The organism is Planctopirus sp. SH287 (assembly GCF_056500625.1).
In genome coordinates, this window is record NZ_CM151403.1 from 3,120,795 (window position 1) to 3,140,128 (window position 19,334).

The window sequence follows — 19,334 nt, forward strand, 5'->3', positions numbered from 1 at the left end:
GCACCCCGGCTCTCTCCCACAAATGGGGAGCCACTTACCGACCAATGCTGCCTGATCGCTGGGAGGGTCTCTTTTCAGCGACCAAAGAAACATTGCCTTCTCCCAAGGCATCCAGCAATTCTTCTCGCAGTTCAGAGTTGCAGGAGACTTTGGCTCCCAGAGGCTTTTGAGCCACATATCTTAACCGCTGCTCAGCGTCGGCCTCATCGATCGAGTCTACGACGATAATCACATCCGACTTCCCCGGATACTTGCCAATAATGTCTTTCACTCGTCGAACGACAGCAGCATCATGCAGCCCTCGTTGAAACTTGATCGCGACCTGCTTGGTGAAATCACGTTCAACTTCTGAAAGTGTCCAGATCTGATCGATGACCACGTTTGGCTCGCGGCTGCGTTTATCGACTTTCCCCTTCACAAAGCGAATCTCGTCGGCCTCAACCTTTTCCCCCGCTGAGGCGAATTGCTCAGGCCACATGATGCAGCGGACAACCCCCGAGGGATCTTCCAGGTCAAAGTTCACATAACGAGAGTGGCCATTGCGGCTGGGTTTCTTCGTCGTGGCCTTCTTGATCGAAGAGACCATTCCACCCAGCAGAACTTCCGTTCCGTCTTCGAGTTCAGCTAACTGATTCGCCTTGTGTGAGGTATATCTGCCAATGTGCTCCGCTTGTTCTGTGAGGGGATGCGAAGTCAGGTAAAAGCCAAGAACTTCTCGTTCATGGGCCAGCTTCTCCCGGTGCGACCATTCAAGGACATCAGGGAGTGCAACGGAAGCTGTTGCCTCTGACGTGGTGGCCTCATCGTCGCCGCCGAAAAGATTTTTCTGGCCACGCTGTTTGTCTTTTTGAAGGGATTGGGCGGCTTGCACGGCCCGCTCGATACAGGCCATGTGGGCTGCGCGGCGGGGAGTGATACTATCGAGAGCCCCTGCTTTGACGAGAATTTCCAGCGAGCCTTTGGAAAGGCTCTTGGCATCAACCCGCTCGCAAAGATCGAAGATACTGCTGAATGGCCCCTTGGTTTCACGAGCTTCGACTATTGCCCGCGTGGTGGCTTCCCCCACTCCTTTAATGGCACCCATGCCAAACCCCACCTTGCGTTCTCCACGCACCGTGAACTCGACATCGCAGTGGTTGATATCCGGGGGAACAATCTCAATCCCCATCCGCCGGCAATCGTCAATGTGTTCGGCAATGCGATCCGTATCTTCCATTTCGCAGGAAAGGAGCGCCGCCATGAACTCTGCGGGATAATGAGCTTTGAGGTACGCCGTCTGATAAGCCAAAGCGGCATAAGCCGTACTGTGCGACTTATTAAAGCCATATCCAGCGAACTTTTCGATCATTTCAAAAAGTTCGGTCGCGGTCTTTTCGGGAAGCCCATTCTTTAACGATCCCGCGATGAACTGGGCCTTGTACTGGGCGATGGTCTCCAGTTTTTTCTTACTGATGGCCTTAATGCACTGATAAGACTGAGGAAGCTCGATCCCTCCCAGTCGATTCAGGATGCGCATCACCTGCTCCTGATAGACCATCACACCATAGGTCTCATCGAGAACACCATCCATGATGGGATGGACGCGCGGTAGGGGAATGCGTTTGTGCTTCACATCGACATAAGTCATCACCATGCCCCCCTCCAGAGGGCCAGGCCGATAGAGGGCCGAAGTGGCGATGATGTCGTTGAAGGAGTCGGGCTTCATTTTGGTCAGCAGGTCGCGCATGCCGCCGGACTCAAGCTGAAAGACCCCTTTGGTTTCGCCGCGTTGAAGCAGCGCATAAGTCGGCTTGTCATCGAGTGGCAGCTTGACAGGATCAATCACCATATTTCGATGCTTAGCGACGTTCTTCACCGACAAATCAAGAATGGAGAGGTTCCGCAGACCCAGAAAGTCCATCTTGAGAAGACCGGCCTTTTCAACCGTCGGGCCTTCCCATTGTGTCACCAGGTCGGTCTTGCCGCTGATGACCTGGAGAGGCACATAGTCCGAAATGGGGCGGTCTGAGACCACCACACCAGCCGCGTGAGTGCCTGCACTGCGTGCCAGACCTTCCAGCTGAATGGCAAAGTCTAAAAGTTCGCGGATCTGTGAATCCGTGTCATAAGCCGTTTTCAAATCCGCACTTTTTTCAAGCGCCTCTTTGAGTTCAATCCCCAGTTCTTCGGGGATCAGCTTGGCAATTTCATCGACTCGCTTAAGTGGGACAGATAGCACACGCCCCACATCACGGATCGCGGCCTTCGCTTTGAGGGTTCCGAATGTCCCAATCTGTGAGACGTTGGCTTCGCCGTATTTGGCCTTGGTGTAATCGATGACGTCCTGCCGCCGGTCGCGACAGAAGTCGATATCGATATCAGGCGGTTCCGTACGACTGGGATCGAGAAATCGTTCAAACAGCAGGTCATATTTGATGGGACAAACGTGGCTCAGTCCCAGGACAAAGGCCACAAGAGCACCGCAAGCCGAACCTCTCGCACTCGCCGGGATTCCGCGTTCCGTGGCAAACCGGACGAAGTCCCACACAATGAGGAAATAACTGGGATAGCCCATCTTTTCGATGACGCTCAGCTCAAACGCCAAACGCTCGCGATGTTCCGGCTGAATATTTTCTTCCCCGTAGCGCCATTTCATTCCTTCTTCGCAAAGTTCGCGCAGATAGTCGATATCTTTCTTGTTATCGGGTGTCACAAAGACCGGAAAGTGGCGGGTCTTCAGATCCAGATCGATATCAACCCGGTCAGCAATCTCCTGCGACCTTGCCACAGCGTCTTCAAAACCAGGGAAGGCGGCGTACATTTCCTGAGGAGTGCGAACGAAAAGCTGGTTGCCTTCCATCTTCATTCGCTTGGGGTCGCTCCGTTCGGACTTGGTGTTCACGCAGAGCAACACATCCTGAACGCCGGAGTCTTCCGTGTTCAGGTAGTGAGCGTCATTCGTAGCGACCAGAGGCAATCCCATCTTATTGGCAAGGTCTACTGTTCGCTCGAGGCAATCCCGCTGGATCTGATAGCCGGCGTTCTGGATCTCCATAAAAAAACGGTCGCCAAAGGTCTTGTCATACCAGTGGCAAAGTTTTTCAGCCTCTTCAAATCGATCTCCAAGAAGGAACTGCGAGAGTTCTCCCGCAGCACAACCTGAAAGGCAGATCAATCCTTCGCTATGGGCTTCCAGAATCTCTTTGTCGATTCGCGGCTTATAGTAAAAACCTTCAATGAAGGCTTTTGAAGAGAGCTTGATCAGGTTTTGAAAACCTTGCCGGTTCATGGCCAGCAAGGTGAGGTGATAGCTGGCCTCTTTCATCCGCGACGCGCCGGATTTCTCAAGTCGAGAACCAGGGGCGATATAGGCCTCCATCCCCAGGATCGGATTAACGCCTGCTCCCTTGGCCATTAGATAAAAGTCGAGAGCACCATACAGGTTGCCGTGATCGGTGACGGCAACAGCGTTCATTCCCGAGCCTTTGACCTTCTTGATTAACCCGTCCAGCCGAGTCGCTCCATCGAGCAGGCTGTATTGCGAGTGGCAATGAAGATGCGCGAAGGGACGGGTTTCAGTCATAGATTCAACACTTGAGAATGTGGCGGATTCGTCGACTGGCAGTAGTAGTAGTAGGGCAGGCCCCCGCCTGCCGATTCGATGATCATGAAAAAACGGGCGATCAATCGATGAACAGGTTCGATCCCTCAAGAAGGGAGTCGAGAAGGCAGGCAGGAGCCTGCCCTACCTGACTACCTGGCTCCCGGCCTCTATGTCGTGGAACAGGCCACTGCGGGTGCTGCTGGAACATGCTCGTATGTCCGGCGTGCCGCCACATGGAGGCCCTGCTTCTTTTTCAGGGCTTCATCCACAGCCAGTTGGTAAAGCTGCTCGCCCATTGGTGTCGGGTATTCCCCTGTCAGACAGCCACGGCATAGTTTAGTTTCAGGCATCCCTAAACTTCGGGCAATCGCAGGAAGAGGCAGGTATCTCAGTGAATCTGCTCCCAGAACACGGGCCATCTCGGCCTGAACTTCATCGGTCAATTCGGCATTCGACTGAATGAAACGTGGGGCAAAGAGTTCGCTGATTGATGACATATCAATGCCATAAAAACAGGGGGCCACAATGGGAGGGCAGGCGACCCGCACATGAACTTCTTTCGCCCCACCCCGCTCTCGCAGTTGTGAAATCAAGACTTGCATTGTTGTCGAGCGGACAATGGTGTCTTCGACAAGCAGCACGCGCTTCCCTTCCAGCACTTCCCGGAGTGGGGTGTACTTCAGGCGAGCCTTGTCGGCACGATCTTTTCCTTCGATGAATGTCCGGCCGATGTAGCGGTTGCGGATCAGTCCTTCGAGGCTGGGAATGCCCAGTTTATAGGCCATTGCATCAGCCGCAGCTTTGGAAGTATCAGGAACGGGAACAACAATGAGGTCGTCGCCACGTTCGATATCTTCCAGTGAGGCCAACTCTTCGCCCAAGGTTTTTCGAGAGAGATAAACGCTTCGGTCATCCAGCGTACTGGCGACATTGGCAAAGTAAATCCACTCGAAGAAACAGTGAGCCGTTTTGGGAGACTCGGCAAACTTTCGAACTTCAATCTGATTGTTTTGAATGATCACCGCGTGACCAGGCGGGAGAGTGTGGATATTTTCATCTTTGAAACCCAGGTTCGAGAGAGCCACACTTTCGCTGGCTGCGGCAAACATTGAACCTTCGATCGCATAGCAGAGTGGACGGAGGCCCAACGGGTCTCGGGCGACAAACATTTCTCCCAGCGCATTCAAGAAGACAATGTTGTAAGCCCCATCGAGCTTCTTCGCGAGTTCTGCCAACAGTTCCACCAGCGACGGACGGCGGTCTCCCGAAAGCTGCTGGGAGATCAGGTGCATCAGAATTTCGGTGTCGGTCTGACGAGCCAGATGAAACTCCCGCTTAGCCTGAATTTCTTCCATCAACTGGGTGTAGTTCGCAATCTGTCCATTGAAGGCAAACGAAAACCACTTGTTCTTCTCGATGTGAGTTCGTTCAAACGGATGGGCATAACAGCGGTCTTCTTTTCCGCAGGTGGCGTAGCGGACATGTCCAATAGCCGCCGGCCCTTTGAGGCGTTCCATCAGTGGCAGATATCGTTCCTGATGCTGGATGTCGAAGACTTCAGAAACCATCCCCACATCTTTATGGGTTTCAAGAATTTGGGCGCTGTTGGGGTCGAAAGAAGTCATTCCCGCTGCTAGTTGACCGCGATTCTGGATTTCGAGCAACAATCGAGGCATATGCCACGAAGAGTGATCCCCCCCCTGGCGCGGTGCGAGTGGACTCTCGCCCATACCGGGCAAATGATAGATGGCTGCCACGCCGCACTCGTGATGCAATTCCGCCATGTCGCTGGTATCCCGTGTGAAATTCGCTCGACCTGACTCAAGGAAGTGCAGGTCTTTGGCTCAGTTCGGCTGTGATTCGCTCAAGTGGTCAAATGGTTCGCGATGAATATAACGTTCATCACTGCAAGAGTTTCTGGTCGGAGACAGATAATGCAAGACACACAATGCCGTCGTTTCCGGTCAATCACAGTGAAATGATGGCTGATTTTGTCAATCACTGAATGACATTCGCCGTCAGGCCATCTCCAGCAATATTGGAACGTCGCTTTCATCAGGAGATACCCGAATTCAGTCATATCTTACACAAGATTCACCTCGAGTTCAGCCAATGGTGAATTCTCAGAGAAGAAAATTGCCGTAATCATCCTGAGTTTTCACTAATTGTCGGCAGGGACTTGCCCAATCCTCGGGCAGTCGCAGAACTTCTCTTTATCAGTTTCTGATCCCTCCGTTCGCTGTCAGCGTAAGCCGCAAATCCTGCGGGTCAAGGGTGAAGAAAAACCCTGTCGAATAGGGACGTCCTGATGTGTCACTGAGTACCATTGGATATCGACTCGTTTGTCCACCATCTGGATCTTCAAAAAGTCTCATCGTGAGAGATACGACCAGACACTGCTGACGGGATACTCTATTGTCGTCAGGAGTCGTTTCTCAGTGTCAAAGGCGGGCCGCAGAATCTTGCTGGTTTTGTGGGGACTTGGCAGGATGCAATCGCAAGAAATTGACCACGATGTTCGATGAACTTTGATGGTTTCTTAAACAGAGACAAACTGTATACGCCGCCGTTGCCCCCAGTTGAGAGAATCATCTCATGTTAACATCGATCAATTCGGCAACGCGACATTTGCGACATGCACGCCAGTCGTACTGTGGCATCCCTGTTGTGATTCGTTTGCTCATCAGCCTCACACGACTGGAATGGCGAACAGGATTCATTCTGGCATTGGCGATGTTGGCCGGCTTGTCATCGGCATTCGCGGATAATGCACCGGCCAACAATTTGCCCAAAGTCGGGATGACATTGAAGGCCACAATTGAGCTACCCAGTCCCGGATATTCCATTGCCATGACGCCCGACGGGGCTTATCTGGCGGTTGGATTGGATAAGGCGATTGCCATTTACACAATCGCAGGAAAAAAACGACTGGATCTTGCGGTGCCTGCCGGGCAGATCCGTGCATTAGCCTGGTCACCGGACGGGACTCAGCTTGCCGTGGGGGGATATCAGTCGGTTCAAATCTATCAGTGGAAAGATGATGAGACTGGCGTGCCCTCGTTATCTTTAGTGAAACCACTTCCCGGCCATCGCGGCTATGTACTGGATCTGGCCTGGAGTCCCGACGGAACTCGAATTGCGTCGGCCTCTGATGACGAAGCCGCTCGTGTATTCAGTGTGACAGATGCCCAACGTCTCCTCATGCTGGTTGATCACTCCTATCCCGTCACTTCAGTGGAATGGTCTGCTTCTGGAGAATGGTTGCTGACTGCGGCGGGTGATGAAACCCGTGCTCACAAAGCTGGCGAGGTTTTTCTGAGAAAAGCGTCCGACGGCGAGGTCATTCGCAAGTTTGAAGGGTTTGAACGCCCCGTGCTCAAAGCCATTTTCACGGTCGACGAAAAATTTGTCATTGCTGGGGGATTGGATGAAAAGGCGTATGTCTTCCACACCAAAGATGGCACACCGCTGGGATTTTACGGCGGTCATTCACGACCAATTCGTGACCTCGTCCCCGCGGTCAGTGAGTCCCCTGAACTGGATGTCTGTTTTTCCAGTGTGGGTGGTCGGTTTACGGGGAAAAATGAAGTTCGTGGATGGACTGTTGATTCGGGAGATGATTTGACCTTAAGTGAAGATCATCAGCTTCCAGTGGTCGGCCTGGCATTATCGCCAAAAGCAGACCTGCTGGCGTCGGTCAGCCGTGATCGCACCGCACGCATTTTTCAGTTAAGTGGACTGAAGCCTCAAGTAGGGGCTTTGAATCCAGGTGCCGCGATTCCCGCTGAGACGCAGAAAAAAACACCAGTTCCTGCTCATTGGCCACCCGCTCCAAAGTCGCCTGAGACAGCGCCATAGGGCATTGATCGTATGAGGGTTGTCAGTCAAAAGCCAAGCTCTCCTGTGATGCCCCCGACCCGCTTTTAAGTTTGTCATCACGACACACAGAGATGATGATGCAGAGTTGATGATACAGTGACGACGACGTTGTTGAGTTCCTGCGGTGGACTTGCAACATTGTCATGCTTTGCAAGCGACCGAATGCCCTGTAATGGATTTCTCTGCATGACGCCTGTTTCTGCCAGTCATACACTTCGTCAGTTGGTCAGTGGTCAATCGCTTGAGCTTGAGCAGGCCGAGCAGTTTGTTTTCCAGATTATGGAAGGCCAACTTTCGGATGCGGTGATTGCCGGCTTTCTCACAGCCATGGCTTGTAAAGGCCCCACAGCCAACGAACTGGCCGGCGCAGCCCGCGCCATGCGATCCCACGTCACTCCTTTGACCCCGAAAAGCAGCCCCCTGCTTGACACTTGCGGCACCGGGGGCGATGGCCAGGCCACTTTTAATATCAGTACAGCCGCTGCCATTGTGATTGCAGCGGCTGGTGTGCCCGTGGCTAAACATGGTAACCGCAGCGTCACCAGCCTCAGTGGTTCGGCCGATGTGCTGGAAGCGTTGGGCGTGCGGCTCGACCTTCCTCCCGCAGCGATTGCTGATTGCATTGATGAAGTGAGAATCGGCTTTTGCTTTGCACCACTCTTCCACGGAGCCATGAAGCATGTGGCTGGCGTGCGAAAGCAACTGGGGATTCGCACGATTTTCAATCTGCTCGGGCCGCTGACGAACCCGGCCAATGCCCAGCATCAGGTACTGGGCGTGAGTCAACCCCACGAAGCCCAACTGGTCGCAGAAGCGTTGTCCCTTCTGGGGACAGGCCGCTCTGCGGTGATTTGTGGTGATCATATCGATGAAGTCAGTCTGTGGGGTGAAACCCAAGTCTGGCTTGTGGAAGGGACTGTTATCGAAAAGCTTCGTTGGAATGCTGCCACTTTCCAACTTCCGGAATGCACTGTCCATGATTTGAAAGTGGGCAACCCTCAGGAAAGTGCCGCAACGATTCTGGAAATTTTCACTGAGAATGCCGGAACTACCGGGAAAGCCGGTGCACCTCACAACATGGTCGCTGCCAATGCAGCTGTCGGCTTATGGCTGGCCGGTCAGGCCAATGATCTGGCCGCTGCCGCAAAACTGGCCAGTGAAGTCATTGGCACGGGCCAGGCTCATTCACAATTAGTCGCTTTGGCAAATTGGACGCATCAGCACGCTGCCTCACAGATCACGAATTGACTCCATTCATCTTTCAATCTTTGTCCACGAAGCAGTCTTTACCCACGAAACTACGTCAGGTCATCTGGAGTGACCAGATGGATCAGCTTTCCTTTGGTCGTCACGGTCATTTCCGACCATTCCTGAATCGGCAGTTCCACTACGGCCAGCGTACATGTGGGGACAGCACGTCCTGTCCCTGTCAGGCGACTGAGAAATTCCTGCAAGCCTTCGTTGTGTCCCACAACCAGCAAGCGTTCGCAATTTTCAGGGGCTTCCTGAAGTAATGGCGGAAAATCGGTCTCATGAGCCATGTAGAGCCTGCGACGGATCATCACCAGCGGAGAATGACCAAAAGCCGTTCCGACCAGGCGCAATGTGTCGATTGTTCTGCGGGAACTGCTCGACATGATGAAGTCAGGAATCAAATTTTTCTTGACGATCCACTCTCCTGTTTGAACGGCATCTTCACACCCGCGAGGTGCGAGAGAACGCTCGTGATCCTGCCCACTGGCATCCTCCGCAACGGCTTTGGCATGTCGCAATAGAAGCAGCGTTTTCATGAGGATCCCTCGTCAGAGAAGAATGAAGGAGGGGACGTTCTTCTCATCGACCATCGTGGCTCGCTGAGAATGAATCCCGGCAAAACGTAAAGTCTTGCTCAATGATTCCCGGGTAGCTCGTTGCCACCAACAGACTAGCAACTGCCCCGGCCTGTTTTCCTTGCCTTTTTTAGAAAAAACTGTCGGTCGAGTCGTTCTTTGGTCGCGGGGTGTTTTGATCGGCTTAGCCGTTACTTACTGCATTGTCAAAGTGTCAAATTCGGGTCTCTTCTGTTGTTAAGTCCGACAACGGAGGACGTTGCGGCGACATCAACCCCAAGACAAAGCCGTGACACGGCACTACGGTCTGTATTACCTGAATTGGTTCAATGAGGCGATTGCACAGAATCCAGAGGATCGATTGGTCGAATCAACAGGAATTGCCAATTGTTATGGCTCTCGAGTCAGTTCCCAGAGCAGGCTGGTGAATTGTTCTCTGCGAACAAAGCTACGGAGTCGTGATTTGATACTCCTCATCCCCAGAGCAGGCGAGTAGCCATGATTGTGATCGACACGCGAAAGAGCCGCTTCGAGATCGACCTGACGGATAGTCACTGGGCCAGAGGCCAGGGCCTGTTTGTTTTCCTCCATCTCTTGAGGAGGGCTAATCTTTTCCGCTTCGTTGGTCAGAATGCTGGCGCGGTGATGAGCCAGTGCATGCCAGCGTGCGAGCCAGAGCGTGACAGGGATTGTCAGCAGTAAACTCCAGACCCCTTCGATGACTGGCTCGCCATAATACGCCGCTCCGAACACCGCCCGGCTTTGCAATTTGGTCAATAGATACCGTGTGAAGAGTTCATCGGCCTCGAGGGTATTCCAGGCGAGTGGCGTTTCTAAATCTTGAATAGGAATTCCTGCCCAGGTTGGCGAAAGATCCGGGAGACTTCCGACTCGAAACGTATAGACCAGAATATCCCTCAGAAGTTTCCACCGGCCTGGCCAACCGCGGGACGTATCAACCACGGTATCTTCCCGTGTGTAATAGGCGGCCAGTTGAGAGAAGCTCAGACGGGTGAGCCGGTCGCAGCGAGCCAATCCCACCCCCTGAGCGGCGTCATCAGCCAGTAATTGCTGCACCGTCGCACGGACAACCCGGCAGGTCTCTCGCAGTTGCCCCACAGTCAGTTCCGTGAGATTGGTTGTAGAAATCAGCTCAGTCCAGGCCGCCACACGAATCAGCCTCAGCCTTAGAGAGATGGAGCGATCTCCCAGATCTTCAATGAGGGCTGCCAGCAGCACATCCACGAGCGGCCAGGCACCCGGTGACTGATCCGAAAGTCGCGGTGACGGGATGTTGTCTGGCCAGTCGGCAACCGTTTCACCGGCCAGCTTCCTTAAATCATTCTGCTGAGATGCCAGAGAGCTGCCAACATTGCGAACAACAGAGGGACAACTGAAACGCAACCCGACGACAAGCCCTTTCCCACTGGGATGGAAGGCGTAGGGATAGAGCCGGCAAGGAAGTGGCTTTTCTGCTTCACCAAATTTGGCATGAATCCGGCATAGCCCCTGATCATTCAGAAAGACACATGCTCCGTCCGCTCGCTGAGACAACCGAAATCGCCCACTGGCTGCAGAACCCAGTGGAACATAAGGTGCCAGTTCATCGGGAAGGTCGGCTGAAGTCCAGCCTTGACGATCGATCCGTTGACGCTCTTCTTCTGTGATCTCAATAAGGTGTTTTTTGCAGCAGCCGCCACAGTTGTGACAGCTCCAGTTTTGTAAGAGGGGGAGTTCAAGCAGACGAGGTTTCATTCTTGCAAGCCTGGTGCATTGTCAATGTTTAAAAATTGAGTCTCGTCTGTTGTTAAGTGCCTGTCCGAGAACCCCCCCCTCACCCGCTTGCGGGGTTGGGGTGAGGGCTGATTAATCACCAGCGTTCCCAATGGCAAAGCACAACCCTTTCATCGAGAGCAACACGCTCCCCCTCATCCGGCCTGCGGCCACCTTCTCCCTCAAGGGAGAAGGATTTGAGAGTTTTCAGACAGACTCTTAGTCCGACAGCGGATGACCTGATGACGTTACATCGTATCGAATCCCAAGACAAAGCCGAGGCATGAGACTAACAGGTGGCATTGGAGCCTTGAGCCGATTATCCTGCGCAAGGAAAGTTTGATCTGTTCACCAAGGGACGGAGCGACTCTGTTTCTCAGGCTTTCCCCAAAGGCCCAACACCCCTTGACACTCCGAGGTGCCCTCTGATCCCCCGATTACTCACGAACACGCTGATTCTGTCGATCTGCCTGCTGTCAATTCTTGCAGGGCAGGATCGTCCCGCCGGAGTTTCGGTCGCCATTGGACAGACCAACTGGCCTCAGTTTCTTGGCCCCACAGGAGACTCCCATTCAACCAGCACCAGGTTACCGATTGTTGTCTCAGAAAACCTGATTCGCTGGAAAGCCGCCATTCATGGCAAAGGGTGGTCATCTCCCGTGATCTGGGGAGACGACATCTGGTTGACGACAGCCACACCTGATGGTCATCAGCTTTCGGTGATTTGCATCGACAAGCCCAGTGGCAAAGTTGTTTTGGATAAAGTGTTGTTTGAGGTCGACAAGCCCAGCGAAATCCACGATTTCAACAGCTACGCTTCGCCTTCACCCGTGCTTGAGAATGGAAAAGCCTGGATCAGTTTTGGCAGTTATGGCACGGCCTGTCTGGCTGGTCGCTCGGGCGAAGTTCTCTGGCAACGTCGAGACCTCCCTTGCGAGCATTTCCGTGGCCCGGGCAGTTCTCCCATTCTCTATGAAAATCTGCTGATCTTTCATATGGATGGATTTGACGTGCAGTATGTCATTGCTCTCGATAAAGAGACCGGAAAAACGGTCTGGAAAGTGGATCGGCAGGTCGAATACGGCACAGAAAATGGGGACTTCAAAAAGGCGTTCTGTACTCCCACCGTGATTACTGTGAACGGTCAATCTCAACTGATCAGCCCGACGTCCAAAGCCTGTCTGGCATTGGATCCTGACACGGGGAAGGAAATCTGGCGGATTCGCTATAAAGAATTCTCCGCCACGATCCGTCCGGTGTTTGGCAATGGTCTGGTCTATATCAACACCGGGTTCGGCAAGGCGGCTCTCCATGCGGTCGATCCCACAGGAACCGGCGATGTGACGGAAACCCATATCAAGTGGAGTGCCTCCAAAGGGATTCCATCAAAACCTTCTCATGTGCTGGTTGGTGATTTGCTGTTCATGGTGCATGATGGCGGTGCCGCTATCTGTTTTGATGCGGTGACCGGCAAGCAATTCTGGCAGGAGCGACTGGGGGGCAATTATACGGCTACTCCCTTGTATGCTGATGGCAAACTCTGGTTTTATAATCAGGAGGGGAATATTAAGACGTTGGCAGCGACTCGCGAGTACAAGGAATTGGGGGAAAGCCAGCTGGGCGATGGCTTTATGGCCTCGCCAGCCGTGAGTGACGATGTCCTGTATCTGAGATCCCGCACTCACCTTTACCGCATCGAACCCACTGCTGTGTCGCCGCCCGTAACTCAATGAGATCGTTTACGGCATCAAAACGTCTTGTTTAATCATGCTCTCCATGCGTTTGTTGCATGTGCTCAAGATTTTTCCGTCGGAGTTCAGTTCATAGAGAATCCAGGCAGCTTGAGGATGATGCTGCATCAGTTTTTCAGCTTTCTCGTGGCCAAGAATGCAAAGTGTGGTATCCAGCCCATCAGCATCCAGGCCATGCGGCGCAATGACACTGGCCTGGATCTGTCGAGTCAGGCCCATCCCGGTTGTCGGGTCAAGAATGTGCGAGTAGCGAACGCCGTCAATTTCTAGAAACTGGAATTCATCTCCGGCTGTCGAAACACAGCAGTTGGCGAGAAAGACGACATGTGATGAATGCTCCACTGGGGAAATGGAATTCGCCCTATGTGAGGAGTTATCATTTTCCGAATTGACCGAGAGACCGCGAAACTGAGGGATCGGAAGCGTGACTTTCCACCCGTGAGGATGAGATTTTGCGGCATGATCCTTGCCGTCAGATTCTGGTGGCGGGGCGTCTCCCAGGGCCAGGTCACCACTCACCGAGACCGCTGCAATCGGTAAACCTTCTTGCCGAAAGATTTTCAGGGCTTCTTCGGCGACAAACCCTTTGGCAATCCCACCAAAGTCAACCTGCATGTGTGGTTGTGTGAATTTCACTGAATGAGAGTCAGGAAAAAGCTCAATCGATTGCCAGCCCAGCGGTTGGCGGGCCTGGGTGATTTGTTCGGGCGTGGGGAGAACATGCCGTCGGCGTGCTCTGCGCCACTGTTTCACCAGAGGGCCAATGGTCACGTCAAATGCACCATCAGATTCTTTTGCCAGACGAACCGACGAATTGAGGACATGCCAGAGGTCATCACTGACAGTCATCGGTTTGTCATGCGGAGATGACGCACACAATCGCATGATTTCACTGTCTGCCTGATAATCGCTTAAAACCTGATTGAGTTGATCAATTCGCTTCCAAACCTTCCTGAAAGCCCGCGTCGCGTGATCTTCATCGGGGGCGAACACTTTAAGTGACACATCCACGCCCAGCTTGATCGCCTGATCAGTAAAAAGTCTTAACGATGGTGAAGAGGCGTCCTCTCCACGGGCAGCAGGCCCCGCCATGAGAGTGAGCACCACAGTAAGAGTGAACATCACCGTGACCAGGCAGCAAGGGAGCAGGGGGGAAACGATGTCTTTATGTGTTTTTTTCATCAATCAACCAGGCAAAATGCGATTGGTGTTTTCTGCAAAGCTGACAAGAACAACCATTTCACAAATGATGAAAGTCAAACTGTGCCGGATGGAGGTCATTCTTGGCGATAAATGGGGTTCATCGCGAATGGGGGATTTGCTGATGGTTCCCTGCAATGTTAGCATGAGGCAACTGCCTGCAATCCCTCCCTGCGCCTGTCCGTATGAATAATCTGTGTGAGAAACATGGAAAGCACTTATTTTCCACCACATGCCCAAAGGTTATCGTAAGGATACGGCGACTTGTGTGAGCAACACGAGCCTATTGTTTTTCCAGGAAAATGAAATGCCTTCCCGTAAGTTCGAAATGCGTGCCGCCGGCCGGTTGTTGGCTGTGGCTTTGTCACTGGGCGTATTCCAGGGAACACCTGCTCTCCTGGCTGCTGATCCATTGCCTCCTGTCATGAAGCCTTATACGGAAATCATTGGCAATACAGACGTTTCCTTCAAAATGGTTCCCATTCCCGGAGGAGAATTTCTGCGGGGTAGCCCAGAGTCTGAAGAAGGCCGCAATGCTGATGAAGGCCCTCAGCATCAGGTGAAGATCGAGCCATTCTGGATGGGGGCGACTGAAGTCACCTGGGACGAATATGATATCTGGTCATATAACCTTGATATTCAGCGTCGCCAGCTTTCTGGTGAAGCCCCCACTGCGAAAGACAAAATCGCGGATCTTGTTTCTCGCCCCACTCGCCCCTACACCGACATGACATTCGGTATGGGACAGAAGGGCTACCCAGCCATCTGCATGACACAGCATGCTGCCAAGAAGTATTGCGAATGGCTCAGTGCCAAAACAGGTCATTACTATCGCCTGCCGACAGAAGCGGAATGGGAATATGCCTGCCGGGCCGGTACTAACACGGCTTACTCCTTTGGAGACGACCCGGCAAAGCTCGATGACTATGCCTGGTATTTCGAGAACTCCAGCGAAAAGTATCAGAAGGTTGGCCAGAAAAAACCCAACCCCTGGGGCCTGTTTGATATCCACGGGAATGTCTCCGAATGGTGCATTGACAAATACGATCCCGATTTCTACGCCACGTTTAAAAAGGGCGAGATCCCTGTCAATCCCGTCAATGTTCCTTCTACTGAATACCCACGTGTTGCGCGTGGCGGTTCATGGGATGATGACGCCCCGCTGCTCCGCAGCGCCGCACGCATTCCTTCGTCTGATGAATGGAAAATTCAAGACCCGAATCTTCCCAAGTCGGTGTGGTATATGACCGATGCGCTGCACGTCGGTTTCCGAGTGGTTCGACCGCTGACTCCCCCTGCTGCGGAAGAACGCAAGGCGCGGACTTATGACGCGATTCTCCCCATCGATGCCCGCGAAAATCCCAACCGCAAAGTGGATTGATGAGGTCGTGACTTCTTCAAAAAATGCTGACGGTTGCCTTGCCTGTTTTTGAGCAACCGTGAAAAGCCAAGAGGGCGTAGAGGAGAGTTTTCTCTTCTACGCCCTCAGTTTTTTCATGAACGACAAAGTCGCCACAACCGACCCGGAAACGGGACTCGTCTCGGAATTTCTACTATTTCTGAGAGGGTGTTGTGAGCTGATGATCCGAGAAGACGATTTCCTGAGTCTCATAACCGCCATTGCCTGTTGTCACGACGGTCACCGTTCGGAGAGGAAGGTATTGACCATCCACAACTGTCCATTCAAAGAGATTGGCCCGAGTCGACTTGAGATCGCCAGTGACCGGGTCTCGGTAAGTGACAGAAGTCAGGTGCGGCAGGTAGCGTCCTCCATCGACCCGATTCACAGAGAGTGTCGAGATGGTGAACCAGGTTTTGTCTGACTTACGATGAACTTCTGTCAAAACAGCGTCCTTGACGCGCAGCAGGCTCCCATCCTTCAGGTCTCGAATCAGTCGCCCGGAGGGATGACCCATCTCCTGATCGGCAAAAGCGACCTGGTAAGTTGGAGCCGGTGTGTGGCGGCGATGCCCAATGACCGACACCAGTTTGCTTTCCAGCCAGGGATGCCGTTCAGCGTCTGCCAGATGAAGGACATGGTCACATTTTTTGTCGACGATGACCGTTCCGGACTGACTGGCGGTTCCCGTAGACACTTTGATTTTCGCCGTAAAACCAGGGAAATGATCCCAGGTGTGGCGGCTGTCGTGAACCTGCGTCATCACCTGAGCGGCAGCAGGATCATTCTGAACCGGTTCATCAGCAGCGTTCACCAGCCTGACAGAAACTCCCAAGGCCAGAGCCAGAGAGAAACAGCGAAACATCTTGCCCATTGCAAACATTCAGTCGACTTTCCAGTTGAAGAGACCTGAGATTTCCGTTTGTTTTGTGCCCGTTGCTTCCAACGTGCCCCTTGCACATTATCTTCTGATATGACCGGATCAGCCCGTGTAACAGTGGCGAAAACAGCTGCCCAAAACTGCGGTCAAAAACCGGAGCGAGCTATCCTTCCAATTGCGCAATCGCTTCTTTGAGGATGCGAGCGCTCTTGCCAAGAAGTTGGTGTTCTGCCGAAGAGAGTCGCATGGGAATGGTGGCTTGTGCGCCATTCCCACCCACAATACGCGGCAAAGCCAGCGTAACGTCTTCCACCCCTTCGACCAGAGCCTCTCGTGAACAGACCGTAAGGATGGCCCGGTGATCGTGCAGAATTGTCTTTACCAGACGGGCAAGTGCCGAACCAATTCCATAATACGTCGAACCTTTTCCCTGGATAATGCGATAAGCGGCTCCACGAACCCGATCATCGATCATCTGCTTCTGGCTATCGTGCAGACAGATGCCCAGGCCGTGACAGATTTCATCGAGGTGCAAGCCAGCCACCGTCACGAGTGACCATGTCAATACTTCCGAATCACCATGCTCGCCAATCACATAAGCATGCACATGGTGCGAGTCGACGGCGAGGGCTTCGCCCAGCAACGTACGGAAGCGGGCGGTATCCAGCATGGTGCCCGAACCAATAATGCGATTCGCTGGCACTCCCCCTCGAGCCGCAATCTCTGCGGTCAGGTGTGTCATGACATCGACGGGATTGGTCGCGACAACAATGACCGCCCCCGGAGCATATTTGAGAACCTGAGGGACGATATCTTCAAAGACGGCTCGATTTCTGGTGAGCAGTTCCAGTCGGGTTTCGCCTGGCTTCTGATTCACTCCAGCAGTCAAAACAACCACATTGGCATTGGCGAGATCCGAATATCCTCCCGCGCGGACACGCAGGTTATGTGCAAAAGGGACCGCGTGAAACAGGTCGTCAGCTTCGGCTTCGGCCCGTGCCGTACTCTTATCGACCAGAATAATTTCCCGCCCGATTCCTTCCATGATCATGGCAAAAGCCGCAGATGACCCCACCATACCACAGCCGACAATTCCGACTTTCATGTGCTGACTCCTGGAAAGAAGGTGAACGAATTCAGGAGAGCGGCCCCTGTTGAATCGTCTGATTTTCACTCGGAGAGATCATGCGAGCGGGTCAACCCACTAAATCTGTTCATGAATCCACACCAGTGGTCATTTAACCGGTTACTGGACGGTAACGAAAGAGGAACCCGTGTGCAGAATGGCTTCCCTGAAAAAAATGGCCATTCGGTGTTCCGGGTGAAGTCGTTCTTTTCTGAATCATGAATTGAAATTCACGTGAACCGCTGCCCTTAACATGCTCTCATCGTGAAAGAGGGAATTGCCGGTGAAGATTGGCAGGGGTAGAATTCTGCAACTCGACAGCGGGAAGGGGAACGTGTTGGTTCCTTGCGGTTTATTTGTCTCTAGCGAGAGCGAGTCCTCCAACTCAGTATTTGGTGTCATGTTTTCAGACCCAAATTGAAAGGGGTCATATCGCGATGATTGCGGGTCGAACAACGGGACTGCATGCCAGCGTCCTCGTACTGAATCGGCATTATGCGGCAGTGCATGTGATTTCAGCACGCCGTTCTTTCTGCCTCCTGGCGAAAGAACTCGCGGAAGTCATCTCGGTAGAGGAAGGTTCGTACCAGTCGCTCGACTTTGGCCAATGGTTGGAACTCAGCCAGATCAAGTCGTCGCTCGGCGACTTTGAAGAAGGGACTGATTGGGTTCAATCGGTGAGCCTGGCAATTCAAGTGCCGAAGATTATTCGGTTACTCACCTATGAGCGGATGCCTCGCAATGCGGTGAAGTTCAACCGTCGCAATATCTTTCTGCGCGATGAAAACCGCTGCCAATACTGCGGCAAGAAGTTTGGTACCCATAAATTGAGCCTCGACCATGTGATGCCCAAAAGCCGGGGCGGCCCGACTTCCTGGGAAAATATTGTGTGTTCGTGCCTGGACTGCAATGTCCGCAAGGGGGGCCGAACTCCCGTTGAGGCCGGTATGAAACTGATGACAGTTCCGGTCAAGCCGGCACGCAGTCCCGCTCTTCAACAGCATCTGGAATCCGATAAGTATCGCACGTGGCGGGCGTTTATCCGGACGGAATAGCAGTCAGCCCATGAAGTCGTACTTTCTGCTGGCAGAAACACAAAACCCCGAAGTCGACACAGGTGTCAGCTTCGGGGTTTTGTTTGTTTCTATCGTGAGATGCCCTGCTTATTTAGCGGCAGGCATGTCTTCCTTGCCGTGATCGTGATCATCATGATCGCCCTCAAGATGCACGTCGAGGAAAGGGGTATAGGCTTTGTCGTTGACGCTCACCTTGGCATTGGCGTGGATAAACCCGCTTTCAATAATTTCGTGAACCTGCTTTTCATCAACAAGTTCATAGCGGGAGGTCTTACCATCCGTTTCTCCCTCTTGAGGAGCGGCCACAAGAACGAGCTTTCCACCATCTTCAACAGCAATTTCCGCTTCGGGAGCCGTTGAAAGGACTGGCGTCTTTCCGTCGCCCGCAAGCAGGAAAATCACAATCGCGTGACGCTTACCATCCAGAACAAGTTCGCCCTGTACGTCTTTTTCACTCTTGGAAAGCGCGAATAATGTCCCGCCATGCGGGCCGTGGGCATGTGAGTGATCATGATCATCGTGTTTGCCCTCGCTTTTAATCTGTGACGCGGTTTTGAAATCCCCCGAGCCACCACAACCAATCGCGACCACAAACAACAGGCTGGCCAGAGGAACAGCCAGCTTCCAATTGGTCAATTGCATAATGTCTTCCTTGTTTTTAATTCTCGGGTTCTGATTTTTCAGTATCAGATTTTTTGGTCAAGGAGCCTTGGGTTGCCCCAAGTCAGGCTCCACGATGAGTTGATAGGAATCGTTACGCTCAGTCGAGGTCTCGTTGATACGAAAGATCTACGAGATTCAATAGTTTAACAGAATTGATGAAACTGCGGAGTGAAAC

General features: G+C 52.9%; 13 protein-coding genes. 5 read left to right on the plus strand and 8 right to left on the minus strand.

Annotated elements, in window-relative coordinates; genetic code table 11:
* Window positions 1–34 precede the first annotated feature (34 nt).
* Entirely contained in the window at window positions 35–3,562 is a 3,528-nt protein-coding gene (dnaE, locus tag SH287x_RS11490) for a DNA polymerase III subunit alpha (protein ID WP_479514455.1), read from the minus strand.
* A gap of 188 nt (window positions 3,563–3,750) precedes the next feature.
* Window positions 3,751–5,367, minus strand: a complete 1,617-nt coding sequence (locus tag SH287x_RS11495; RefSeq protein ID WP_479514456.1) for an amidophosphoribosyltransferase — start codon at window positions 5,365–5,367, stop codon at window positions 3,751–3,753.
* Between the two features lie 811 nt (window positions 5,368–6,178).
* Between SH287x_RS11495 and SH287x_RS11500 the strand changes: the two genes are divergently transcribed.
* Both SH287x_RS11500 and trpD read left to right on the plus strand, forming a co-directional pair.
* Complete coding sequence (locus SH287x_RS11500; RefSeq protein WP_479514457.1) at window positions 6,179–7,441, plus strand: WD40 repeat domain-containing protein; 1,263 nt, start codon at window positions 6,179–6,181, stop codon at window positions 7,439–7,441.
* Window positions 7,442–7,648: 207 nt separating this feature from the next.
* Entirely contained in the window at window positions 7,649–8,710 is a 1,062-nt protein-coding gene (gene trpD / locus SH287x_RS11505) for an anthranilate phosphoribosyltransferase (RefSeq protein ID WP_479514458.1), read from the plus strand.
* Between the two features lie 50 nt (window positions 8,711–8,760).
* On the opposite strand, the gene SH287x_RS11510 is transcribed toward trpD, so the two are convergent.
* Both SH287x_RS11510 and SH287x_RS11515 read right to left on the minus strand, forming a co-directional pair.
* Window positions 8,761–9,252: a SixA phosphatase family protein gene (locus SH287x_RS11510; RefSeq protein ID WP_479514459.1), complete on the minus strand. Its 492-nt coding sequence runs from the start codon at window positions 9,250–9,252 to the stop codon at window positions 8,761–8,763.
* Between the two features lie 429 nt (window positions 9,253–9,681).
* Window positions 9,682–11,046, minus strand: a complete 1,365-nt coding sequence (locus tag SH287x_RS11515) for a YkgJ family cysteine cluster protein (protein ID WP_479514460.1) — start codon at window positions 11,044–11,046, stop codon at window positions 9,682–9,684.
* A gap of 677 nt (window positions 11,047–11,723) precedes the next feature.
* On the opposite strand from SH287x_RS11515, the gene SH287x_RS11520 reads away from it, so the two are divergent.
* Window positions 11,724–12,797, plus strand: a complete 1,074-nt coding sequence (locus SH287x_RS11520; RefSeq protein WP_479514461.1) for a PQQ-binding-like beta-propeller repeat protein — start codon at window positions 11,724–11,726, stop codon at window positions 12,795–12,797.
* Between the two features lie 6 nt (window positions 12,798–12,803).
* Here the strand turns inward: SH287x_RS11520 and SH287x_RS11525 are convergent, their stop codons facing one another.
* Window positions 12,804–13,997, minus strand: a complete 1,194-nt coding sequence (locus SH287x_RS11525) for an FAD:protein FMN transferase (RefSeq protein ID WP_479514462.1) — start codon at window positions 13,995–13,997, stop codon at window positions 12,804–12,806.
* A 325-nt stretch (window positions 13,998–14,322) separates the two neighbouring features.
* On the opposite strand from SH287x_RS11525, the gene SH287x_RS11530 reads away from it, so the two are divergent.
* Complete coding sequence (locus SH287x_RS11530) at window positions 14,323–15,396, plus strand: formylglycine-generating enzyme family protein (RefSeq protein WP_479514463.1); 1,074 nt, start codon at window positions 14,323–14,325, stop codon at window positions 15,394–15,396.
* 172 nt (window positions 15,397–15,568) lie between these two features.
* On the opposite strand, the gene SH287x_RS11535 is transcribed toward SH287x_RS11530, so the two are convergent.
* Together SH287x_RS11535 and SH287x_RS11540 are read right to left on the minus strand one after the other, a co-directional pair.
* Window positions 15,569–16,297, minus strand: coding sequence for a DUF3386 family protein (locus tag SH287x_RS11535; protein ID WP_479514464.1), 729 nt, complete (start codon window positions 16,295–16,297; stop codon window positions 15,569–15,571).
* A 160-nt stretch (window positions 16,298–16,457) separates the two neighbouring features.
* Complete coding sequence (locus tag SH287x_RS11540) at window positions 16,458–17,399, minus strand: L-lactate dehydrogenase (RefSeq protein ID WP_479514465.1); 942 nt, start codon at window positions 17,397–17,399, stop codon at window positions 16,458–16,460.
* A 458-nt stretch (window positions 17,400–17,857) separates the two neighbouring features.
* Between SH287x_RS11540 and SH287x_RS11545 the strand changes: the two genes are divergently transcribed.
* A complete protein-coding gene (locus SH287x_RS11545) occupies window positions 17,858–18,475 on the plus strand; it encodes an HNH endonuclease (RefSeq protein WP_479514466.1) in 618 nt (205 codons plus the stop codon).
* A gap of 108 nt (window positions 18,476–18,583) precedes the next feature.
* On the opposite strand, the gene SH287x_RS11550 is transcribed toward SH287x_RS11545, so the two are convergent.
* Window positions 18,584–19,138 (minus strand): hypothetical protein, encoded by a 555-nt coding sequence (locus SH287x_RS11550; RefSeq protein WP_479514467.1) that lies wholly within the window; start codon window positions 19,136–19,138, stop codon window positions 18,584–18,586.
* Window positions 19,139–19,334: the final 196 nt, after the last annotated feature.

Coding starts and splice junctions, on each gene's coding strand:
- SH287x_RS11545 (WP_479514466.1), top strand. CDS start 17,858: ATGATTGCGGGTCGAACAACGGGACTGCATGCCAGCGTCCTCGTACTG.
- SH287x_RS11495 (WP_479514456.1), bottom strand. CDS start 5,367: ATGGCGGAATTGCATCACGAGTGCGGCGTGGCAGCCATCTATCATTTG.
- SH287x_RS11540 (WP_479514465.1), bottom strand. CDS start 17,399: ATGAAAGTCGGAATTGTCGGCTGTGGTATGGTGGGGTCATCTGCGGCT.
- SH287x_RS11525 (WP_479514462.1), bottom strand. CDS start 13,997: ATGAAAAAAACACATAAAGACATCGTTTCCCCCCTGCTCCCTTGCTGC.
- trpD (WP_479514458.1), top strand. CDS start 7,649: ATGACGCCTGTTTCTGCCAGTCATACACTTCGTCAGTTGGTCAGTGGT.
- SH287x_RS11510 (WP_479514459.1), bottom strand. CDS start 9,252: ATGAAAACGCTGCTTCTATTGCGACATGCCAAAGCCGTTGCGGAGGAT.
- SH287x_RS11530 (WP_479514463.1), top strand. CDS start 14,323: ATGCCTTCCCGTAAGTTCGAAATGCGTGCCGCCGGCCGGTTGTTGGCT.
- SH287x_RS11550 (WP_479514467.1), bottom strand. CDS start 19,138: ATGCAATTGACCAATTGGAAGCTGGCTGTTCCTCTGGCCAGCCTGTTG.
- SH287x_RS11500 (WP_479514457.1), top strand. CDS start 6,179: ATGTTAACATCGATCAATTCGGCAACGCGACATTTGCGACATGCACGC.
- SH287x_RS11535 (WP_479514464.1), bottom strand. CDS start 16,297: ATGTTTGCAATGGGCAAGATGTTTCGCTGTTTCTCTCTGGCTCTGGCC.
- dnaE (WP_479514455.1), bottom strand. CDS start 3,562: ATGACTGAAACCCGTCCCTTCGCGCATCTTCATTGCCACTCGCAATAC.
- SH287x_RS11515 (WP_479514460.1), bottom strand. CDS start 11,046: ATGAAACCTCGTCTGCTTGAACTCCCCCTCTTACAAAACTGGAGCTGT.